Source organism: Nocardia sp. NPDC051052, assembly GCF_044456045.1.
Taxonomy (GTDB): Bacteria; Actinomycetota; Actinomycetes; order Mycobacteriales; family Mycobacteriaceae; genus Nocardia.
In genome coordinates, this window is sequence record NZ_JBITFL010000016.1 from 1 (window position 1) to 23,851 (window position 23,851).

The following is a 23,851-nucleotide window of genomic DNA, read 5'->3' on the forward strand; positions in this document are numbered from 1 at the left end:
CAGTTCCAGCAGCAGTCGGTGCAGGCGGTTGACGGTGTCGGTGCGGGCGCGGCCGAGCTCGTCGCGTCGGTCGGCCAGCATGCCCAATGCGATCAGTTCCGAATCCGCGTGCACCTGACGAAGGTTCGGTGACCGCAGTGCCGCCAAAGCGACTGAATGCGCATCGACGGGGTCGGTCTTGCGACCGTTGCCGGTGGCGAATACCCGCACTTGTGCCGAGAGTTTCGCCGGCACGTCGATCACAGTCTCTCCGTCGTGGACCAGCCGGTGCGCGATATGTCGGCCGATGCCGTTGCACCCTTCGATTGCCCATACTCGCTGTGGGTATCGTTGTCCGGCGCTGAGCATTTCGGCATAGCCGGTGTTGTCGGTGCCGTATCGGCCCGTGGCCAACACCGCTGCTGCGGGGTCGATGATCTCGATCGTGGCTGAGCGTTTGTGCGGGTCCATTCCGATGATGACCGTCACCAGTGGCGTCCTTCCCAATCCGCGGATGGTGTCCGTGCGGGAAGGCACCGCTACTTCGAGCTGTGGGCAAACCCCTCTTCAGCCATTCCCGGCACGGTGACCGGTGAGACGCAAGCCATTATTGAGCCACACCAATACTGCAGGTGGGCAGCCGATTTGGGAGCTTCTCACTGGGCACCTGGACCCGATCCTGGCCGGGATCGAGTCCTACCGCCAGTGTTAAGTAGCCGAAGAACTCATCGAGGCCGGGGCGGACATCAGATGGGAAGCCCTCCCGCTGGACGGCCGCGATGTCAACGTGCTGTTCTCCCGAGACAGGGACATCACTACCCAGACCTTGCTGCTGAACTCCAAATGGAGCGGGAAGACCGGCGCCACCTTCACCATCCCGCGAGGGCAAAGGATATACAAGGCCACACTCAAGGTGCCCGCGAAATCACTGTCGATAGCAACGCTCACCGTGTGGCAAGCCGGAAACATCTCCACCGCAACGTGCTCTACAGACCGGTTCGGTACGGGATCAGCTGTCACCTGTCGGAATCTTGACGGCGAGGTCACTGTCTCGCATGACCTTCCCGCGGTCCTCACCGTGTCCTATCTCTACGACAAGAACAACATCGAGCCCCCGGCCGCGGCCTGTAACAGCGACCTCTGCGTACCAGAACTCGGCGACAAATCCTTCATCAGCAGTCTGACGGTCGAGAATACGAACCGGGACCCGGTCGAACTGCGTCTGCCCTTCGTAGTGGGAATCAGCCCACACTGACCCGCTACCGGGCGGTTCACCTGACTAGGCGACGACGGTCTTGCGGCCCGGCATGCACGCCGCGGCCAGCACCATCACGGCCGCCATCACCAAGACCGTGATGAAGACCAGATGCACCGCCGACGACAGGGTCGACGCCGCCGGATGATCGGTGTGGCCCACCCGCGCGTTCACGATCGCGCCGAAGATCGCGACGCCGACCGCGCTGCCGATCGAGCGACCGAACATATTGGCCGAGGTCACCACGCCTCGCTCGGACCAGTCCGCACTCGTCTGCGCCGCGATGAGCGTCGGCGTCGCGACCAGGCCCATGCCGATCCCGATCACGAAGCACGATCCGGCGACCTGCCACAGCGTGGAATCCTCGTTGATCAGCAGCGTTGTCGCGGCGCCCACGGTCGCCAGCCCGCTGCCGATCAGCGCGGTCGACCGAAACCCGATGCGCAGGTACAGCTTTCCGGCCTGCGAGGCGGCGATCGGCCAGCCGAGGGTGAGCACGCCGACGGTGAGTCCGGCGACCAGCGCGCCGGTGCCGAGCACCCCCTGGGTGAACGTCGGGACGTAGGAGGTCAAGCCGATCAGGATGGTGCCGACGAGCACGGAAACCAGGCTGCTCGCGATGATCACCCGGCGGGTGAACACCCATAGCGGCAGGATCGGGTTTTCCGCCCGCCGCTCGACCAGGCCGAACAGCACCAGCAGGACCGCACCGCCGACGAAGATGCCGATGCCGGCGGGGGAGTTCCACGCCCATGCCTGCCCGCCCTCGAGCAAGCCGAGGATCAGGGCGCCCGCGCCCACCGTCAAGAGGGCGGCGCCGAGATAGTCGACCTTCTGTTTGCGTCGCGGCGCGCTCTCGGTGAACTTGCGCAGCAGCATCCAGGCCGCGACGGCCGACAGCGGCAGGTTGATCAGGAAGATCCAGCGCCAGCTGAGGTAATCGGCGAAGACGCCGCCCAGCAGCGGCCCCGCCACCGAGGACATCGCCCACACGCTCGCCAGATAGCCCTGCACCTTCGCGCGTTCGGTGAGCGTGTAGAGGTCGCTGGCGATGGTCATCGTCATCGGCTGGATCGCGCCGGCGCCGATGCCCTGCACGGCGCGGAAGATGATCAGCCCGAGCATGCTCGTCGCCAGCCCGCACAGCAGCGAGCCAAGCGCGAACACCGCGATCCCGAACATGAGGACTGGCTTACGCCCGACCGTGTCGGCGAGCTTGCCGTAGATCGGGACGGTGACCGCCTGCGCCAGGAGATAGATGGAGAACAGCCAGGGGAACTGCGCGAATCCGCCGAGCGTGCTGGTGATGGTGAGCACCGCGGTGGCGATGATGGTGGAATCCAATGCCACTAGGCCCGTCGAGAGCATCAGCGCACCGAGTATGGCGCCACGCTCCGATCGGAAGCCGACCGACGATGCCACTGTCTCGGTTGCCACGCGCGCGGCCCCTTTCGTTTGTTCGACTAACCACCATCAAGGAACGTAGTCCGGCCTCAGCTATTCCCGCTCGGAATATTTTCGGCGTTCGGGTGTCGAGGTGGTCCGCGGCGAACCTGCGATCGGCTGGCTTCGGCACCGATCGAGGCCGCGCCGCGTAGGGATGCTGTGGCCCGCAGTTGGACGGCCGTACATACGATGTTGGACGCCCGCACATCTACAGCAAATAAATAGCTATCAAATTGACGTAACCCCACGTTCCATAGACCGGCGCGGAATGTTTCCGGCAGTTGAATGCCACGTGCTGAATGGTTGACGTCGTTTGTCCGACCAGGTGAAATCGGACGAAAAAATGCGGCGAATGGGACGTATGGCGCCCACTGCATGCGGAGGCCCTTACTCCGTATAAAACCGGTGTCTCAGCTCACAGGCGCTTCCAGGTGGAAGCTGTAGACAGTCATCTCAGTACGGTTGTACTGTCTGCCGATGTGTTCAGGACGACGCCGTAGGTAGGTGATGTTAGAGCTCGGGCAGTAGGGCAAATCGCCGATGTTTTCCTCAACCCGCGTGTAATTAGTTGTCCCTAGCATGAGGGCGCGGACGACCCCACTCCACTGAAATGTAAAGACCGACCCGACCGGATAGTGAACGGGGCCTCCCGATGGAAATCTTCTGCATAATTCTGCTTGTCTATCTCGTCTTTGCCGAGCCATTCTTCGAGATATTCTCGGTCCGCGTCTTCACGAAGGAATTCGGTGAGCGATCCGACGCGCGCGTCCGCCTGTATCAGGGTGGCGTCTTCCGCACCTGGGCGACGCTCGCCGTCATCATCGTCGCCTTCGCCGTCAGCGGCACCTCGGTACACGAGCTCGGGCTGACCCACTTCGACTTCTCGATCTTCCGCGGCTTCTCCCTCGCCGAGAAGATCATCAGCTTGGCCATCGTCGCCATCTACGTCTCGTATCTGCTTGGACCCGTGCTGATTCCACTGCTCGGCGGCCGGCGCGGCAAGGACTGGATCGCGCACAAGATCGAGTACGTCGTCTTCATCACGCCGGAGAGCTCGATCGAGCGGTTCTGGTGGCTGGCCAACTCGTTCAGCACCCCCGCCGAGGAGGTCGTCTACCGCGGCTTCACCATCTACGCGGTCGCGCTGCTGTGGCCGGACCTGCCGTTCTGGATCCTGATCATCGTTGCCGGTGGCGTCATCGATGGCCTGCGGCACGGATTCCGTCCCGCCGTTTCCGCTCAGGTGATATTCGGTGGTGTCGCCCTCGCGCTGACCTACAAATTGACCGGCGCGATCTGGCCGACCATCGCGGTGAAGCTCTTCCATGATCTGCGCGTGCTGGGGTTTCCGCTGGCCCAAGCCCGGCGCAACTTGGCCGAGCGTGGCTTGTCCGAGATCCCCGGGAAAACCCTCACCGACCTTAATGTCCCCGCCGTCGCGGACAATACTGATAATTCAGTCGAGCCACGTACTTCTGTTTCTACGTAGTAGGGATAGTGTTAGATGTCTGCAGAAATGGCCCGTCGGACGGCCGACGAGATCAGTTTGTTTCTCACCGAAACGCTCGGAGATTTATTGGACATTGCCACGGATGATGTCGCACTGAGTGAGCCTTTCTCGAGTTTCGGGCTCACCTCGGCGGTCGCCCTGGTATTCGTCGGCAAGATTTCCACCTGGATGGGTAAACCGCTACCGCCGGACCTCCCATGGGAGTACCCGACCGTGCACGCCCTGGCCGAAGGACTGGCCGCGGCACAGGACCGCGTCGAACCGGCACCGCAGGGTGCCGCGGATCGGGAGCCCACAGTCGGGGGGCGCCCGCCCCGCACCGGCGCCGCGCAGGAACCGGTGGCCATCATCGGCATCGGCTGCTCGTTCCCCGGGCTGCGCGGACCCGAACAGCTGTGGGAAACCCTGTGGCACGGCCGCGAATTGGTCGGCGAGGCACCCGACGCCAGGCACGACTGGCCCTCGGGCGGCGCCCGCCGCGACGAGCGGCGTGGTTCGTGGTTCGGCTCCTTCCTCCAGGACCCGTACGCCTTCGACGCCAACTACTTCGGCATCGGTGACGCCGAGGCCGCGGCGATGGATCCGCAGCATCGGCTGCTCGCGGAAACCGTCGCGGACGCCTTCGAGGACGCTGGCGTGCCGGTGGAGCGGCTGGCCGGGACCTCGACCGGCACCTTCGTCGGCATCACCGCGGGCGACTACGCGCGTGGCATGGGCGACGCGGCCGAGTCCGGGATGCCGATCGCGGCGGTCACCGGCAATGCCAGCAGTATCGCGGCAAACCGGCTGTCCTATCTCTACGATCTGCGCGGCCCGAGCGTCAGCGTGGACACCGCCTGCTCGTCGTCGCTGGTCGCGCTGCACATGGCGTTGCGCAGCCTGCACGACGGCGACTGCGATGTCGCGGTGGTCGGCGGCGTCAACATGACCCTCGACCCGCGGGTCACCGAATCGCTGGCCGGAGCGGGCATGATGGCCGCCGACGGCCGGTGCAAGACCTTCGACGATCGCGCCGATGGGTACGTCCGTGGCGAGGGCAGCGCCGCGGTGGTGCTGAAGCCGCTGGCGCAGGCCGAGCAGGACGGCGACCGGATCTACGCGGTGTTGCTCGGTTCGGCGATCAATCAGGACGGCCGTACCAATGGGCTGACCGCGCCCAGCTATCAGTCGCAGGTCGACGTGCTGCGTCGCGCCTACCGGCGGGCCGGGGTGAATCCGGGCGACGTGCAGTACATCGAGGCGCACGGCACCGGAACCATCCTCGGCGACGCCATCGAGGCGCGGGCGCTCGGCACCGTCTTCGCCGAGAACCGCGACGACAAGTTCCTCGTCGGCTCCGCCAAGACCGTGGTCGGTCACCTCGAGGCAGCCGCGGGCATCACCGGTCTGGTGAAGACCGCTCTCGCGCTGCACCACGGGCAGGTGCCCGCCAACTTGAACTTCGAATCGCCCAGCAAGCACATCGCTTTCGACGAGCTGCCGTTCAACGTGCCCGCCGAGAACCAGGTGTGGCCGCAGCGCCGTGGCCGCGCGCTGGCGGGCGTGAGCTCGTTCGGCTTCGGCGGCACCAACGCGCACGCCGTCCTCACCGGGGCGTCGGCGCAGGCGTCGAACAGCCCGGCGGTGGCCGCACCCGAAAAGCCGTATCTGGTCAGCATTTCCGGCCGGAGCGAGCAGTCGACGCTCGACCTGGTGGACAGCTGGATCGATGCGTTGCGCGACGGATCGGCCGCGCCGATCGCCGAGCTCGCGCAGACCTCGACCGCGCGCCGGGCCCAGCATCCGTTCCGGGTCGCCGTCACCGCCCGCGGTCACGCGGACCTGGCCGAGCAGCTCACCTCGATCTCCGGTGGTTCGTTACCACTGGGCGCTGCCGCGGGTCGAGTACCGCGCAATGGCCCCGGCAAGGTGGGCTTCGTCTTCACCGGGCAGGGAAATCAATGGATCGGCATGGGGCGCAAGCTGATTCGGCATCAGCCGGTGTTCCGTGACGCCTTGCTCGCGGTCGATCGTGAGCTGCGCATCGAGCTCGGCTGGTCCACCTTCGCCGTGCTCGACCGTGGCCGCGACGAGGAGGCGCTCGCCGACACCGGCACCGCACAGCCGGTGCTGTTCGCCCTGCAGGTCGCCCTGGCCGCGCTGTGGCAATCGTGGGGGATCACCCCGTCCGCCGTGGTGGGACACAGCGTCGGCGAGGTCGCCGCCGCGCACGTCTGCGGTGCGATCGACCTGCGCACCGCCGCGCAGATCATCGCGGCACGCGCCAAAGCCACTGCGCGCCTGCGCGACAACGGCTGCATGGCCGTTGTCAACCGGCCCGCCGCGGAACTCGAACTGCCCCAACGGGTTTACCTGGCAGGCACGAACGGCCCGCAGTGGACGCTGATCTCGGGCAACACGGGCGCGGTCGACAGCTTCCTGCACCGGCTCGACGGCGAGCAGATCATGACCCGCCGCCTGCCCGGCCGCTACGCCTTCCACTCGCCGCTGATGCGCGACTGCCTGCCGGAATTCGCGACGGACATGCCGTGCATCCAGCCTCGCGAGGGCAGCATCCCGTTCTTCTCGACCGTCACCGGCGGCCGGATCGACGGCGCGCAGCTGAACGGCCTCTACTGGACCGATCAGGTGGTGCGCCCGGTGCAGTTCGCCGAGGCGGTCGGCGCCATGATCGACGCCAATATCGGCACCTTCATCGAGATCGGCCCGCACCCGGCGCTCAACGGCATGCTGAAAAGCCTGCTCCGCCATCATGATCGGGCCGGAGTCGCGGTGCCGTCGCTGGTCCGCGACGTCGACGACCTTTCGGTGATGCTGGCGGCGCTCGGCGAACTGCATGTCCGCGGGCACGAGGCGCGCTGGTCCGGCGTGGACGCGACGACGCGGCCGCCGGCCCGATTGCCGCTGTATCCGTTCGACCGCAAGTCGTATCGGATCGTCGGCGGCGTGCCGAGCGTCGAGGCCGCCCCGGTCTCGCGCGCGAGCACGGATCTGTTCACTGCCGACGCCGACTATGTCGCGCCGCGCACCGAATACGAGCAGGTCGTCGCCGAGATGTGGGCCGAGCTGCTCGGGCTGGAGCAGGTCGGCGTCTTCGAGAACTTCTTCCGCATCGGCGGGCATTCCCTGGCCGCCACCCAGTTCGTCCGCAGGCTCCGCGAGCTCTTCGAGATCGAGTTCGCGCTCCGGCGCATGTTGCAGGAGCCGACCGTGGCTCAGGTGGCGGCGGCGCTGGAGGAGCTCATGGTCGAGCAAGCCGATGCAGCCCTTTTGGAGAGCGATCATGAACTCACCGGCTAGCAGCCTGGCCCTGGCCCGTTTGCGCGAACGCCGCGCCGCGGGCATCTCCACGACCACCGTTCCGTTGCGCGAGGGCGCGGGGCCGTTCCCGGCGACACCGGCGCAGCGCGGCATCTGGCTGCACGAGCAGCTGGCCGGTCACGCCGCGATCTACCATGTGCCGCTGGGCATTCGGATCACCGGCCCGCTCGATGTCGCGGCGCTGCGTACGGCCGCCGACGCGGTGACCACGCAGCAGCATTCGTTCCGCACCGTGTTCAAGGAGTCGCCGGAGGGTTTGCGGGCCGAGGTCGTCGACGTCGCGGGTGCCGACTGGCAGACACCGGATCTGCGCCTGGTGCCCGCGAAGGCGCGAGCGGCGGCGGTCGATCAGCTGCTCGAGTCCCTGGCGGCCGCGCCGTTCGAGCTGGCGGACCGGCCGCCGGTGCGCTGGGCGCTGATCCGGCTGGCCGAACAGGATTGGATCCTCGCGGTCGTCGCGCATCACCTGGTGCTGGACGGATTGTCGATCGCACTGCTGATCGATCAGCTGTGGGCGGCCTACGGTGCCGTCCTGCACGGCGCGGAAATCATTCTGTCGGCGCCGCCGCGGCAGTACGCCGACTACGCGGTGTGGAGTGCCGAACACGGCACGCCCGCATCGCAAACGGTGGCGGTCGAGCGACGGGCCGCGCTGCTGCGCGATGCCCCGCCGCTGGACCTGTCCATCGGCCGCCGACCGCGGCGTGTGGGCAACAACGGTGCGCGCGTCGAGAATTCGTTCCCGCGTGCGGTGGCCGACGCGGTGCGTGCCTGCGCGGCGGACAACGGAATTCCGCCGTTCGTCTTCCTGTTGGCCTGCTACGAGCTGACATTGGCGCAGCGCACGGGTCAGCGCGACTTCTGCGTCGGCATCCCGATGGCAGCCCGGCCCTACGCCGAACTCGCGAAAACCATCGGGCACTTCGTGAATACCGTCCCGGTCCGCGCCGATCTCGCCGACGGACAGACCTTCCTCGACCTGCTGCACCGCACCCGGGACAGCGCGATGGCGGCCTACGACGACGAGACCGTCCCGTTCGAGCAGGTCGTCGAGGCCATCGGCGGGCCGTGGGATCCGGCCTACAGCCCGGTATTCCAGACCTTGTTCGTGCAGCAGATGCTGGAGCGCCCCGATCTGAGCGAGTGGGGACTGACGGTCGAGTGGCAGACCATCGACACCGGCGCCACGCTCTATGACCTCGTCATGCACGTCGCCGAGTCGGGGCCGGAGCTGGTCTGCCACCTGACGTACAACACGAAGCTGCTCGGCGCGACCGCCGCGGCGGACCTGGCGCAGGACTTCCTCGCGATCGCCGCGGCGGCGGCCGCCGCGCCGACGACTCCGGTGGACGACCTGCTTGCCGCGCTGCCCGTACGTGCGTACGTGGTGAATGACGAAGCAGCCGAACCGGATTCGGACGACACCGGCGACGTGGCGTTCGAGGCCCCCATCGGCGAGCGGGAGATCCGCCTCGCAGGCCTCTGGTCCCAGGCGCTGGAGCGTGCCGAAATCGGCCGCCACGACGACTTTTTCCTGCTCGGCGGCACGTCGCTGGCGGCTACCCGGGTGATTTCGCAGATCCTCGACGAGTTCGGTGTCGGCATCTCGCTGCGCGAGCTCTTCGAGAGCCCGACGATCGTGACGGCGGCGCGGCTGATCGAAGCCGCGTCCGCCGAGCAGGATTCGCTGCCGCCGCTGCAAGCCACGCCGCGTACCGACGGCGAACTGTTGGCGGTGTCCTACGCCCAGGAACGCCTGTGGTTCCTGGAGACCATGGATCCGGGCAACGCGACCTACATCATGCCCGGCGGCCTGCGGTTGCGCGGCGATCTCGACGTCGCCGCGGTGGAAAAGGCGCTGGCACTTGTCGAACAACGGCACGAGGTGCTGCGCAGCGTCTATCGGACCACCGAGGACGGGCAGTTGCGTCAGGTGATCCGCCCGTATTCGCCACGGCCACTGGAGTTCACGGACTTCAGCACCCTCGCGCCGGAGCGGCGCGGCACCGCCGAGGCCGAACTCGCGGCGAGCGTCTACCGCGCGCCGTTCGATCTGGCCGAAGGCCCGGTGTGGCGATACCACCTCATCAAGTCGGCGCCCGGCGAGTATCTGCTCGCCATCGCGCTGCACCACATCGTGTGCGACGGCTGGTCCATTGCCGTACTGAGCCAAGAGGTTTCGGCGCACTACCAGGCGCAGGTCGCGGGTGCGCCGTCGCCGCTGCCGCCGCTTGTCGTGCAGTACGCGGACTACGCGGGCTGGCAGCGTGGCAACGCCGACGGGCTCGACGGACAGCTGGACTTCTGGCGGACCGAGCTGGCCGACCCGACCGTCACCGAGATCCCCGGGGATCGGCCACGTCCGGCGCGGCGCACCTCCCGTGGCGCGGTCGAGCGGCTCGGGGTCGACCCGCAGGTGATGGCCGAGGTGCGCGCGCTCGCGGCCCGCAGCGGCGTCACCACCTTCGCGGTGCTGCTCGCCGCCTTCTACACCGTGCTGAATCGCTATACCCGCCAACAGGATCTGATCGTCGCCTCGCCGATCGCCGGGCGCACCCGCTCGGCCGTCGAGCCGCTCGTCGGCTGCTTCCTGAACACCCTCGCGCTGCGCACCGAGGTCGATCCCGAGGAAACCTTCACCGCGCTGGTCGCGCGCGTCGGCAAGACCGTCCTTTCGGCGCACGCCAACCAGGACCTGCCGTTCGAGAAGGTCATCGAGGCGATGGTGCCGACCAGGGACATGAGCCGCACCCCGCTCGCCCAGGTCATGTTCAACTACTTGAACACGCCCCCACCGTCGCTCGGCATGCCTGGCCTCGACGTCGAACTGGTGGACGCGCCGCGGACGACGGCCAAGATGGACTTCGACCTCACCGTCGACGAGACCGACGGCCCGACGAAGCTAGTCCTGGAATACAGCGCCGACCTCTACGACGCGCCGACTGCCGTTCGGACACTGCGGCATTACGCGACCGCGCTCGCGAGCATCGTCGCCGACCCGGAACGACTCGTCGGCGAGATCGGCCTGGAGAACCCGGATCAGGCCGCCGCCGGGGCGATCTGGGCCCTACCCGGCGCCCCGATGGTGCCCGAGGCGGATCCGGACGAGCGGCTGATCGACCGGCTCGACGCCGTGATCGACCTGCGTGGCAGCGCACCGGCGCTGCGCGCGGGCGACCGGACGACAAGCTTCGCCGAACTCGACGCGATCACCGCTGTTATCGCCAAAGAGCTGATAGGTGCCGGACTCGACGGCAGCCGCGTCGCGCTGCTCTACGACCACACCCCGGAGAGTTTCGTCGCGGTGTGGGCGGCCCTGCGCGCGGGGGTGGCGTATGTGCCGCTCGACCCGCGGGCGCCGCAGGCCAGGCTGATCGAAATCCTGGAGGAGGCCGACGTTTCCGCGCTGCTGTGCGACCCGTCGCTCGCGGAGCTGGCCCGCTCGATCGCCGGCGGCGCGCATGTCTTCGCCGTGTCCGGGCGCACCGACCGACCGGACCCTGCCCTGAGCACGGTGCCCACCAACGATCTGTCGACCTGGGCGAAGTCCCATATCAGCGCCGACGATTTCGCCTATATCCTGCACACGTCCGGCTCGACCGGCCGCCCGAAGGGTGTGGCTCAGAGCAGCGGCAACGCGCTGGCCCACGCGGTCACCTATGCCCGGCGGCTGCGTATCGGGCCCGACGACGTGGTGGCCGCGCCCGCCCGCTACACCTTCGACGCCGGAGTGCTGAACTCCTTCGGCGCGGTGGCGGCCGGGGCCGAGCTGTACGTGATCGACCCGCACCTGTTCGGCCCCGCCGGTTTGCGCGACGAGATCGAACGCGCCGGTGTCACCGTGCTGCACTGCACCCCAACGCTTTTCCGCTATCTGCTCAGCGACACCGACGGCCCATGGGTGCCGGACGCGTTGCGCTTGGTAGCGCTGGGCGGCGAGGAAGTGGTCCGCGGCGACGTCGTCGACTTCGGCAAGCATTTCGCCCCGTCCTGCCGGCTGGTGAGCCTGTACGGCCCGTCCGAATGCTCGGTCGCCTTGCAGCACATCATCACTCCTGAGGACGCGGACCGCGCCGGCGTGCCGATCGGCCATCCGGTCGAGGGCGTCGAGGTCGATCTGGTCGACGGAAGTGGCCGTCCCACCGAGGTTTACGGTGAGATCGCGCTGCGCAGCCCGCACGTCGCGCTCGGCTACTGGCATCGGCCGGAACTCTCCGAGCAGGTGTTCGGCACCGGTCCCAACGGCGTGCCGTACTACCGGACCGGCGATCTCGCCCGGCGGCTGCCCGACGGCCGACTGGTCTTCGTCGGCCGCAAGGACCGCCAGGTCAAGATCCGCGGCCACCGGGTGGAACCGGGCGAGGCCGAGACGTTCCTGCGGTCGCATCCGACGGTCGCCGAGGCCGCCGTCGTACTCGACGCCGATGCGGACGTGCCCCGGCTGGTCGCCTACCTCACCCAGGACGGACCGCTGGAGCCGGACTACCTCGAGCTCTCGGCATATCTGCGTACTCGGTTGCCGGACTACATGATTCCGTCGGCATACATGGTCCTCGACAGCCTGCCGCGCGGCCTCACCGGCAAGCTCGATCGCGCGAAGCTGCCGAAGATCGCCCCGGCCGCGGCGCCGGTGTACACACCGCCGGGGACCGAGCTCGAACGCGTCGTCGCCGAGGTATGGGCGGAGGTGCTCGACCGCGAGATCGGTCTCGGGCAGAACTTCTTCGACCTCGGCGGTCATTCGCTCGCGCTGGCCAGGGTGCGTGGACTGCTCGAGCGCAGGCTCGGCGTGGACCTGGCGATGACCGACCTGTTCGCGGCGCCGACCGTCGACGGGCTGGCCAAGTCGCTGGCCGGACGTACCGCGCCGCAGGAGGACGCGGACCGAGGTAAGGACCGGCGCGCGGCCGCCGCCCGCCGCCGCGCGCACCGTCAGGCGACCGAGACCATGCCGGACAGCGTTGGGAGCCAGCGATGACACACGACGACAACGAGTTCCGGGTCGCGGTAATCGGCATGGCGTGCCGCTTTCCCGACGCGGACACGGTCACGGAGTATTGGCGCAACCTGTGCGAGGGCCGCGAATCGGTGCGCCCGCTCACCCCGGAGTCCATGCCCGTCGACCCGCCTGCCGGATACGTGCACGCGGGCGCGCTGCTGGCGGACGCGGACAAGTTCGACGCCGAGTTCTTCGAAATGCCGCCGCGCGAAGCGCAACTCACCGACCCGCAGCACCGGCTGTTCACGCTGTGCGCGTGGGAGGCCTTGGAGGACGCCGGTCATATCGCCGCCGAAAACCCCACGCCGGTCGGTGTTTTCGCGGGCGCGAGCATCAGCACCTACTTGCTGCGAAACTTGGTCGCCCACGCGAGCCTGTTCCAGACGCCGAGCTCGCAGCTGCACGCGCTGCACGGCAACGCTTCCGACTACCTGGCCACCCGGGTGTCCTACAAGCTGAACCTGACCGGACCGAGCGTCGCGGTGCAGACGGCGTGCTCCACCTCGCTGGTCGCCGTGCACCAGGCCGCGCAGGCGCTGCTCGACTTCCAGTGCGACGTGGCGCTCGCCGGTGGCGCGAGCGTGCAGGTGCCGCAGGAAGCCGGATACATCTACGAGGAGGGGTCGATCCTCTCGCCGGACGGTCACTGCCGGGCATTCGATGCCGAGGCCGGTGGCACCGTCTTCGGTTCGGGTGTCGGCGTTGTCGTGCTCAAACGGCTCGCCGACGCGATCGCCGACCGCGACCACATCCACGCCGTGATCCTCGGTTCCGCGGTGAACAACGACGGCGGCAACAAGATCGGCTTCACCGCTCCGGGCATCGCCGGTCAGCGTGCCGTGATCCGGGAAGCGTTGTCGGCGGCCGGAATCGGTGCCGACACCATCGGTTACGTCGAAGCGCACGGCACCGGAACCAAGCTGGGTGACCCGATCGAGGTGGCGGCGCTGAGCGCGGCGTACCGCGAGCACACCGAGGCGGCACAGTACTGCGCGCTCGGCTCGGTGAAATCGAATGTCGGCCATCTGAATTCGGCGGGCGGCGTGGCGGGGTTCATCAAGGCGGTGCTCGCCGTGCGCGAGGGCCGCATCCCGGCCAGCCTGCACTACACCCGGCCGAACCCCGAAATCGACTTCGCCGCAACCCCGTTCTTCGTCAACACCGAACTGCGGACCTGGCCGGACGAGGTGCGGCGGGCGGCGGTGAGCGCCTTCGGCATCGGCGGGACCAACGCCCACGTGATCATCGAACAGCCGCCGACGCAGGCGGCCGCCCCGGTGCGGTCCGGCCCACGCGCACTGCTCATCTCGGGCCGCACCGCGCGGGACGCCGACCGGATCGCGACTCGGCTCGCCGCGCACCTGCGCGAGACAACGGACGAACTGGCCTCGGTAGCACAGACTTTGGCACACGGGCGCCGTCGCTTCCCACACCGCCGCATGGTCGTGGCGAGCACCACGGCGGAGGCCGCCGCCGCGCTGAGTAAGCCAGCGGCGGGGGAGGCCCTGCCCGCCCCCGCGCTCGCCTGGCTGTTCCCCGGACAGGGTGTCGCGCTCGGCGCGGCCGTCCTCGAACTCGCCGCGACGGTCCGCCCGTTCGGCGACCGGTACCGCGCCTGCGCCGACATCCTTCGCGAGCGCACCGGCTTCGACCTGGACGCCGCGGTGCGCAACGCCGAGGGCACCGAACGGTCCCAGGTCGCCCTGTTCGCGGTCGAGTACGCGCTGGCCGGGATGTGGCGCGAGTTCGGCGCCGAACCCAAGGAACTGCTGGGGCACAGCCTCGGCGAGCTGGTCTGCGCCACCATCGCGGGCGTCTTCGAGCTCGCCGACGCGCTGGAACTGGTGGTCGAGCGCGGCCGGATCATGGCGGCCGCGCCACCCGGCGGCATGCTCGCGATCTCCAAGGGCGCGGACATCATCGCCGAGCGCCTGCCGGACGACGTCTGGCTCGCCGCCGACAACTCCGCCAGCCGCTGCGTCGTCGCAGGTGCGCCCGCCGCCCTGTTCCGGCTGGCCGGTGAGCTCTCCGAGGAGGGCGTGCCGAGCTCGCTGCTACCCGTCGGGCACGCGTTCCACACCCCGCTCATGGACGAAGCCGCGGCCCGCTTCGCCGAACTCGTGCGCGGTGTTCCCCGTAAAGCGCCGCAGGTGCCGTTCTGGTCGAATGTCACCGGCGCGCCGATCACCGCCGAGCAGGCCGTGGACCCCACCTACTGGTCCCGGCAGATGACCAGCACCGTCCGTTTCCGCGAGGCCGCACTCGGCCTGGTCGGCCGGAACCAGGGGACCGTCGCGCTGGAGGTCGGCCCCGGTAAGTCCCTCGTCTCGTTCCTGCGCACCGCCGATCGCGCGTCGGCGACGGTCGGCACGCTCGGCATCGGTCTCGGCGCGGGCGCACCGGAGACCGCGATCGTCGATGCGGCGGCCCGACTCTGGTTGTCCGGCGTCGCGGTCGATTTCGACGCCATTTATGGCGGCGAGACACCGGTGTCGGTCACCTTGCCGACGTATCCCTTTGCGCTCAAGCGCTATTGGGTCGACCCGCCCGAAAGCACTGCCACCCAACCCCGGCGTATCGAACCAGCCAAGCCCGCCGCGCCGGTCGACAGCGAGCCCGCCGCGACCTCCGACGAGGACGATTTCGTCGTCTCGGTGCGCAACCAGGTCGTCGCGGTGTGGTGCGCGGCGCTCGGTATCGAGCAGGTCGGCACCGACGCCAACTTCTTCGAACTGGGCGGAGATTCGTTACTCGCGGTGCATGTCGCGACGCAGCTGCGGTCCATCTTCCCGTTGGATCTCGCACTCGGCGAGCTGTTCGCCAGCCCGACCGCCGCGGGGATGGCCGACGCCATCGCCGCGCATCTGATGCAGCGGTTGGACGAACTGTCCGACAGCGAGGTCGAGCTGCTGCTCAACCAGCCGGGGGCGACCGAAGAACGGAGCAACAATGCCTGAACTCGTCGATACCGGCGCCTCCCGTCGCGCGTTGCTGCGGCGGTGGGCCGCGGGCGGCACACCGCGGGCCGGCATCCCACGCCGTCCCGATCCCACTGCCGCCGCGCCGCTTTCGGCCGCGCAGCAGCGAATCTGGTTCCTGGAACAGCTGTTCCCGGATCGGGCGACCTACACCATGCCGCTGGCGCTGCGCCTGCGCGGCCGCCTCGACATCGCGTCCCTGCAGGGCGCGCTGTCGCTGGTCGTCGCCCGGCACGAGTCGCTGCGCACCAGCATCGAAGTGCGCGACGGTGTTCCGGTCCAGGTGGTCGGGCCGGTGGCGCCGCTGCCGATGACCATGGTGTCGTCGTCGCAGCTGGATCCGAATCGGCCGCTGGCGGACGCGACCGCGCAGGTCGAGCAGTTCAGCCGGACCGTCTTCGACCTGTCCGGTCAGCTGGTCGAGGTGCTGCTGGTGCGGTTGAGCGAGGACGACTCGATCTTCGCCGTCGCCATGCACCACATCATTTCCGACGGTTGGTCGCTCGGGGTGTTCGCGACCGAATTGATGTCCGCCTACGCCGATCTCACGGCGGGCAAGCACCTCCCCGAGCTGCCGGAGCTGCCGCTGCAGTACCCCGACTACGCGACCTGGCTGCAGGATCTCGCGCAGCAGGACAAGTTCGGCGCCGACCTCGACTACTGGCGTGGCGTGCTCGGCGACGAGCCGCCGCTGGTGACCTTCCACCCCGACCGGCCGCGCGCGCTGGAGCCGGAAAACCGTGGCGCCCGAGTGCTGTTCACGATTCCGGCGCCGGTGCTGTCCGGCCTGCGGCGCCTCGCCGACGAGGTCAGGGTGAACGACCGTCCCGCCACCCTGTTCATCGCGTTGATGGCGGGATTCAAAGCGCTGCTTCGCTATTACACCGGCGCGGAGGACATCACGGTCGGCACGCCGATCGCCGGCCGGACCAGACCCGAGATCGAGCCGCTCATCGGGTTCTTCGTGAACGCGCTCGCGCTGCGCACGGACCTGTCCGGCGCGCCGACCTTCCGTGAACTGCTGACCAGGGAGCAGCGGGTCGTCTTCGACGCGTTCGACCACCAGGAGGCGCCGTTCGACCTCGTCGTCGAGCACGTGCGCCCCGATCGGGAACTGAGCCATTCGCCGCTGTTCCGCACCGCCGTGGTGCTGCAGAACACCTCGCTGCCCGAGCTCGCCATCCCCGGGCTCAGCGCCGAGTACGTCGAAGTGCATTCTGGCACTACCAAATTCGATGTGCTGGTAACCCTGCGCCAGGTCGGCGCGGAACTGTTCGGCGCGTTCGAGTACGACGTCGACCTCTACGACGAGCCGACCGTCGCCGCCATCGCGCGCCACTTCGTCGCCCTGCTGACCGCGGTGGTCGCCAACCCCGACACCCCGCTGCCAGAACTCGATTTTCTCGAAGCAGACGAGCGGGAACGAGCCATCGCCGCGGCACTGCCCAGCGAGCCCGGCGCCGAGCCCGCCCGCACGCTGCACGAGCTGTTCGCGGCGCAGGCGATCCAAACCCCCGACGCGGTGGCGCTCACCTTCGGCGACAGCGCGCTGAGCTACGGCGAGCTCGCGGCGGCCGCCGACCTGCTCGCCCAGCGTCTGCGCGCCCGCGGCGTCGGCCGTGGCTCGTTCGTCGGCATCCACCTCGACCGTTCCGCCGACGTGGTCGTCGCCATCCTCGCGGTGCTGCGCGCCGGAGCCGCCTACGTCCCGCTGGACCCGATGTACCCGGCCGACCGGATCGAGTTCATGATCGCCGACTCGGGTGCGCGGCTGGTGATCAGCCACAGCTCGCTCGTCTCGACCTCGGCGCCGGGCCCCGAGCTCTTGCTCATCGATGAGCAGGCCGACGAGACCGTGCCCGACCTCCCGCTGGAGAAGGCCGGGCCGAACGACCCGTGCTACGTCATCTACACCTCGGGCTCCACCGGCGTTCCGAAGGGCGTTGTCATCGAGCACGCCAACGTGGTTCGCCTGTTCTCGACCACCGCCCGCTGGTACGGCTTCGGCCCGGCCGACGTGTGGACGATGTTCCACTCGTACTCCTTCGACTTCGCCGTCTGGGAAATGTGGGGCGCGCTGCTCTACGGCGGACGCCTCGTCGTGGTGCCGGGCCCGGTCAGCCGGTCCACCGCCGAATTCGCGGAACTGCTTGCCCGCGAAAAGGTCACGGTGCTCAACCAGACCCCGTCGGCGTTCACCCAGCTGCTGCGCGCGCTGGAGAACGCGCCGGGCATCGAACTCGCGGTGCGCTGGGTGGTCTTCGGCGGCGAGGCGCTCGATTTGTCCACGCTCACACCGTGGTTCGATCGTTTCAGCGACGCTGCCCGGCTGGTGAACATGTACGGCATCACCGAGACGACCGTGCACGTCACCTATCGCGAACTCACCCGCGCCGATGTGCTGTCGGCGGCGGGCAGCCTGATCGGCGTTCCGCTGCCCGATCTCGGCGTGTTGATCGTCGATCCGGCGGGCCGTCCGGTGCCGGACGGCGTGGCCGGGGAGATGCTCGTGTCCGGGCCCGGCGTCGGGCGCGGCTACCTGAACCGCGACGACCTCACCGCCGAACGGTTCGTGCACAGCCCGGTGCTCGGCCGCCGCGTCTATCGGACCGGTGACCTCGCCCGCCGCAGAGCCGACGGCGACCTCGAATACCTGGGCCGCATCGATCAGCAGGTCAAGGTGCGTGGTTTCCGCATCGAACTCGGCGAGATCGAGGCCGCGATCACCGCGCACCCCGGCGTCGATCAGTCGGTCGTGCTGGCCCGCAAGGACACCGGCGGAAACCTGTCCCTGGTCGCCTATTTCACGCCGGGCGACGCGACCGCCGATGCGGCCGTCGCGGAGCAGGACCAGGTCGCCAACTGGCAGATCGTGTTCAACAGCACCTACCGCCAAGGCCACGACGGCGACGCTGATTTCGACATCTCCGGCTGGAACGACTCGTACACCAATGCCGCCATCCCCGAGGAGCACATGCGGGAATGGGTGGACGCGACCGTCGCCGCGGTGCGCACCCTCGCCCCCTGGGGGACGGTAGCCGGCGGAGCCGGCGGGGTGGGTAAGCACGGGCGGGTACTGGAAATCGGCTGCGGCACCGGCCTGTTGCTGTCCCGGCTGGCACCGCAGTGCGCGGTCTACGACGCCACCGATGTCTCCGCGTCGGCCATCGAGAACGTGCGCACGAAGATCATCGAGGGCAACGCGGATCTCGAGCACGTCCGGCTCGACAGGTGCGCCGCCGACGAACTGCCCTACGACGTCGCCGGACCGTACGACGTCATCCTGATCAACTCGGTGGTGCAGTACTTCCCGAGCGCGGACTACCTGACCCGGGTGCTGGATTCGGTCGTCGGCCTGCTCGCCCCCGAGGGCGTGCTGTTCGTCGGCGACGTCCGCGACCTCACCCTCAGCGAGGCGTTCCACGCGACCGTCGAGGCGACCAACGCGCCGTCCGCCGGCGCCGCCGAGCTCGCCCCTGCCGTGCGCGCCGCCCTCGATCGGGATGCCGAATTGGTGATCGCACCACGGTATTTCGAGGACTTCGTGGCCACCCACCCGACGCTGTCCGGGTCCAGGATCCGGCTCAAGCGTGGCGAGTACCTCAACGAGATGTCCCGATTCCGTTACGACGCGGTGTTGTTCGCGGGTCAACGGGGCCTGCCGGTGCGGCCGAAGCTGCTCGACGCGACGACAACACCGCAGCTGCTGGCCGAGCTGCTCGACCGGGATCGGCCCGCGGCGGTGCTGATCGCCGACGTCCTCGATGCCAGGGTGGCCGGTCCGCTCGCGGTGGTCGCCGAGTTGTCGCGCGGCCGCGCCGGTGCCGCCCAGATCCGCGCCGCGCTCGCCGATTCCGGCGGCGTCAGCCCGGAAGACTATCTCGCCCTTGCCGATCGGGTGCCGTACCGGATCGAGGCGCTGCGCCGCCCGGGCGGACGCTACGACGTGGTGGTGACCGGCTGGGACGTGGCATTGCCGTCCGTCCCCGGGGCGCGCGACGCCGAATGGCCGGACGACCTGGTCATCTCGGATCCGTTGCGGGTCAAGGCCCGCGACGATCTGGTCGTCGACGTGCGAGCCCACCTGGCCCGGCGACTGCCGCAGCACATGGTGCCCGCCGCGGTCCTCGTACTGGACGAATTCCCGTTGACCACCAACGGAAAGCTGGATCGACGCGCACTGCCCGCACCGGTGCTGCGCCGCAACACCCTGGAGTACGAGCCGCCGCGCACCCCGCTCGAGCAGCGCGTCGCGGGCGTCTTCGCGCACGTCCTCGGCATCCCCCGGGTCGGTCGTGCGGACAACTTCTTCGACCTCGGCGGCCACTCGCTGCTGGCGGCCCAGCTGATCCTGCGGCTGAAACAGACCTTCGGCGAGGACATTCCGCTCGGCTCGCTGTTCGCCCGGCCGACGGTGGCGGGCGTGGTCGCGCTGCTGGCCGGTGAGACCGCGGCCGAGGAAGCGATCGACCTCGAGGCCGAGGTGGCCGCCGCGATCGGATCGTGGCCCGCCGCACCGTGGACCGGCACGCCGCCCAGCACGGGCGAGGTGCTGCTCACCGGGGCGACCGGCTTCGTCGGCGCGTTCCTGCTGCATGAACTGCTGGCGCGCACCGACTCCCGCGTGCACTGCCTGGTGCGGGCCGACAGCCGCGAAGCGGGCCTGGCGCGGCTGGCCGCCACCTTCGACAGCTACGAGTTGCCACGCGACGGGTTCGACCGGGTGATCCCGGTCCTCGGCGACCTGGCGGCGCCGCGACTCGGACTGTCCGAAAAGCAGTTCCTGCTACTCGGCCGCACCATCGACGCGATCTATCACAACGGCGCGCAGGTGAACTTCGCGCTGCCGTACCGGGTGCTGGAGGCGGCCAACGTCCGGGGCACCCTGGAGCTCATCACGCTGGCCCGAACCAGCGGCGCCCCACTGCATTTCGTGTCCTCGCTGTACGTGCTGGGCCCCGGCGACGCGGTCGACGGCCGGGTCGCCGAACCGCTACCGGCGCAGGACCCCTCGCAGCTATCCCTCGGATATCTGCGCAGCAAATGGGTTTCCGAGCGACTGGTCACCGAGGCGGGGGAGCGCGGCCTGCCGGTGAGTGTGTTCCGCCTGGGCCGCATCGGCGGCGACAGCCGCACCGGCGCCTGCCAGACCAGCGACTTCTTCTGGCTGCTTGTCAAGGCCAGCCAGGAGGTGGGTCTCGCGCCGGAGGTCGACTTCGCGGTGGACCTGGCCCCGGCCGACTTCACCGGCTCGGCCATGGTCGAGCTGGCGCGCACACCGCGGCCGGGCACCCACATCTACCACCTGCGTAACCCGCGGCCGTGCAGCTTCACCGACGCCATCGGCTGGCTGCGGGAGAGCGGCCGGCCGGTGCGACTGGTCGCCCTCGACCAGTGGCGCGACGCGATCGCCGCGCACGCCGCCGACGCGGGGCCGGGATCGGCGTCCTTCAGCGTGCTGAGCCTGTTGAGCGCCAACGACGGGCTCACCCCGCTGATCCAGTTCGACGTCGACAAGGCCGTCACCGCACTGGATGGGGTCGGCGTGCACTGCCCGCCGGTCTCCCGCGACCTGTTCATCCGCTACCTGGATTACTTCCGGAAGGTCGGCTTCCTCGCCGCACCGTCACCACAGGAGGTCGGAGTATGACCACAACACTGCTCACCGGGGGTGCGCTCGAATACGACACGTTGGTGCGCGCGTTGACAAACCAGGCCGCGCAACGGCCGAACAAGATCGCGTACAGCTTTCTGAGCTACCCGGATTCGACCTCGAAGCACGGCGCGACCGAGTCGCTGACCTATGCCGAGATCGACCGCGCGGCACGGGCATACGCGGCCACCCTGCTCCAGGTCGCGCACCCCGGCGACCGGGCCGTGCTGCTGCTGCCGCCGGGCCTGGAGTACGTGAAGGCGTTCTTCGGCTGCCTCTACGCCGGAATCATCGCGGTGCCGCTGTACCCGCCGAGCGCGCACAACGCCAACGGACGCATCGACGCGGTCTGCGTCGACGCCGACCCGGCCTGCATCGTGACCACCGACGGCGCGCTCGCGAATGTAACCGCGTGGCTGGACAATTCGCCGACCGACACGACCCGGCTCATCGTCACCACCGGCGAGGTCGACGAGAAACTCGCGATCGACTGGGAGCCGGTCCTGGTGGACCGCGAGCAGATCGCCCTGCTGCAGTACACCTCCGGTTCCACCCGCACGCCCGCCGGGGTGATGGTGCCGCATCGCGGACTGCTGGACAACGCCAGGCAGGTCTACGAAATGATGTACCACGTCGGCATTTCCGCCGAGGACGAGGTCGGTTTCGTCAGCTGGCTGCCGCTGTTCCACGACATGGGCCTGATGATCGGCGTGGTCATGCCGATCATCAGCGGCCACGGCGTGGTGCAGATGTCGCCGACGTCGTTCCTGCGCAGGCCGGAGCGCTGGCTGCAGGCGATCAGCGACAACCCCGCGCAGGTCTTCGCGGCCTCCCCGAACGTCGGCTACGAGCTGTGCGCCGATCGCATCGGCCAGCAGGAACTCGAAGGCATCGACCTGAGCCGCTGGCGCTATGCCCTCTCCGGCGCGGAGCCGGTGCGGGTGAGCACCATCGACAAGTTCCACGCGGCGTTCGCCGGCCACGGCCTGGCCCGGTCGACGCTGATCGCCGGGTACGGGCTGGCCGAGTCGACGCTGATCGTGTCGGTGAACTGGCGCACCCTGTCCGGCGTGCAGACCGTCACGGTGGACCGCGCGGCGCTCGCCTCGGGTCAGGTGGTCGTCGCCAAGGACGGCGCGGACATCGTCAGCGGTGGTGCGGCGGCACCGGGCACCACGATCCAGATCGTGGACCCGGAGACCAAGCAGGCCTTGCCCGACGACCGGCTCGGCGAGATCTGGGTGTCCGGCCCGGCCGTCTGCACCGGCTACTACAACCGGCCCGAAGAGACCGAATACACCTTCCGCGGCGAACTCTCGCCGCGCGACGGCAAGTACTACCTGCGCACCGGCGACATCGGGTTCCGGCACGACGGCGAGATCTATCCGACCACCCGGCTCAAGGACCTGATCATCATCGACGGCCGCAACTACTATCCGCCGGACCTGGAGGACGCGGCCGAGAAGGCGCATTCCCTGGTGCTGCCCGGTCGGTGCTCGGCCTTCTCCGTCGAGGTCGGCGTGCAGGAAAAGATCGTGGTGCTCATCGAGGCCAGGATCCCCGGCGGCGATGAAACGATCGCACAGGAACTACGAAACGCGGTGCGCCAGGCCATCTTCAGCATTCACGATGTGGGTGTGCACGAGGTGGTGCTGCTCGGCCCCGGCGCGATCCCGCGCACCTCGAGCGGCAAGATCCAACGCTCCGCCTCGCGCACCGCCTACCTCGACGGCACCCTCCGGGGCTCGAAATGACCACGGCCCTCGCCACCCACGGCGACAAGCTGACCTGCTTCACCGCGGCGCTGGCCAGCGCGCTGGTGGCGCGCGGCGAAACCCAGTGGTGGCGGCCACTACTCGCGGGCGGGCCGACATTGTCCGTGCGCCCCGCCGAGGACGACCTGCTGCTGTTCGAGCACGACGCGACCCCGCCGCTGCCCGCGTTGGGCCTGCGCGTGAACGGCGACGACGACTGGGCGACGGCCTATCACGCGCTCGAAGAGCAAGTCGCCGAGCACGGTTCGGTAGTGCTGCTCGCCGACATCTTCCACCTGCCGTGGCAGCACGGGTACCAGCGCTGGCACGCGCCGCACTGGCTGGCCATCGTCGAGACCATCGAGGGCTGGGTGGTGGAAGATCCGCTGACGATGACCACCGAGCTCGGCAAGCAGACCGGGCAACGGATTCCGGTGCTTTCGGCGGCCGAGCTACGCGAATGGTCGGTCGGCCTGGGCCGAGACGACACGGTCGCGCTGCTGCGCGAGCGGGCGATGGCCGGTTCCGACGCGATTCACCTCGGCAAGACCTACCGATGGCTGGAATCCCATCCGGTCGCGCCACTGTCACCCCGGGAGGACCGCCTGGTGGGTGCCGACGCGCTCATCGCGCTGGCCAGTCGCTACCAGTTCGCCTCGGCACCAGACGATTTCACTCAGCTGGACGATCTGTGGCAGGCGCTGCGTCAGCGCGAACTGCTGCTGTGGGCCGCCGACCTCGACCCCGAACTGCTCGACGCGGCCGGACGCGACCACTGGGAACGCGCGGTCACGCAGTGGCGCAAGCTGCCGCCGCTGCTGATGCACGCCAGGATGCGGGCGGCCGCGGGCGGCACCGTACAGACCGCGCGCATCGCCGAGACACTGCTGTCGCTCGCCGAATACGAAGGCAAGCACCTGGCTTTCGCGCACCACCCGCGCACGGAGCGGGAGTAG

The 23,851-nt window shown here is 68.8% G+C and carries 10 protein-coding genes; 8 read left to right on the forward strand and 2 right to left on the reverse strand.

The annotated features are described in order from the left end of the window. Positions 1 to 468, reverse strand: a 468-nt coding sequence (locus ACIBCN_RS37905) for a transposase (RefSeq protein WP_396996895.1), incomplete at its 3' end; no start/stop codon positions are given. A gap of 298 nt (positions 469 to 766) precedes the next feature. Here ACIBCN_RS37905 and ACIBCN_RS37910 point away from each other — a divergent pair. Beyond that, positions 767 to 1,234, forward strand: a complete 468-nt coding sequence (locus ACIBCN_RS37910; RefSeq protein ID WP_396996897.1) for a hypothetical protein — start codon at positions 767 to 769, stop codon at positions 1,232 to 1,234. Positions 1,235 to 1,258: 24 nt separating this feature from the next. Here the strand turns inward: ACIBCN_RS37910 and ACIBCN_RS37915 are convergent, their stop codons facing one another. Further along, positions 1,259 to 2,671 (reverse strand): MDR family MFS transporter, encoded by a 1,413-nt coding sequence (locus tag ACIBCN_RS37915; protein WP_396996898.1) that lies wholly within the window; start codon positions 2,669 to 2,671, stop codon positions 1,259 to 1,261. Positions 2,672 to 3,332: 661 nt separating this feature from the next. Between ACIBCN_RS37915 and ACIBCN_RS37920 the strand changes: the two genes are divergently transcribed. Genes ACIBCN_RS37920 through ACIBCN_RS37950 form a run of 7 tightly spaced genes read left to right on the forward strand, consistent with a single transcriptional unit; the run spans position 3,333 to position 23,851 of the window. Beyond that, positions 3,333 to 4,169: a type II CAAX prenyl endopeptidase Rce1 family protein gene (locus ACIBCN_RS37920; protein ID WP_396996899.1), complete on the forward strand. Its 837-nt coding sequence runs from the start codon at positions 3,333 to 3,335 to the stop codon at positions 4,167 to 4,169. Positions 4,170 to 4,184: 15 nt separating this feature from the next. After that, complete coding sequence (locus ACIBCN_RS37925) at positions 4,185 to 7,490, forward strand: type I polyketide synthase (RefSeq protein WP_396996900.1); 3,306 nt, start codon at positions 4,185 to 4,187, stop codon at positions 7,488 to 7,490. Further along, the gene (locus ACIBCN_RS37930) at positions 7,474 to 12,489 is read left to right on the forward strand and encodes an amino acid adenylation domain-containing protein (RefSeq protein WP_396996902.1); all 5,016 of its coding nucleotides are present in this window, start codon (positions 7,474 to 7,476) and stop codon (positions 12,487 to 12,489) included. The genes ACIBCN_RS37925 and ACIBCN_RS37930 overlap by 17 nt, the downstream gene beginning before the upstream one ends. Beyond that, positions 12,486 to 15,467, forward strand: coding sequence for a type I polyketide synthase (locus tag ACIBCN_RS37935; protein ID WP_396996904.1), 2,982 nt, complete (start codon positions 12,486 to 12,488; stop codon positions 15,465 to 15,467). Before ACIBCN_RS37930 ends, ACIBCN_RS37935 begins: the two co-directional genes overlap by 4 nt. Continuing rightward, positions 15,460 to 21,138: an amino acid adenylation domain-containing protein gene (locus ACIBCN_RS37940; protein ID WP_396996905.1), complete on the forward strand. Its 5,679-nt coding sequence runs from the start codon at positions 15,460 to 15,462 to the stop codon at positions 21,136 to 21,138. Before ACIBCN_RS37935 ends, ACIBCN_RS37940 begins: the two co-directional genes overlap by 8 nt. Then, complete coding sequence (locus ACIBCN_RS37945; protein ID WP_396996907.1) at positions 21,135 to 22,895, forward strand: fatty acyl-AMP ligase; 1,761 nt, start codon at positions 21,135 to 21,137, stop codon at positions 22,893 to 22,895. The genes ACIBCN_RS37940 and ACIBCN_RS37945 overlap by 4 nt, the downstream gene beginning before the upstream one ends. Then, positions 22,892 to 23,851 carry a hypothetical protein gene (locus tag ACIBCN_RS37950; protein ID WP_396996909.1) on the forward strand — a complete coding sequence of 320 codons (960 nt, stop codon included), beginning with the start codon at positions 22,892 to 22,894 and terminating at the stop codon, positions 23,849 to 23,851. Before ACIBCN_RS37945 ends, ACIBCN_RS37950 begins: the two co-directional genes overlap by 4 nt.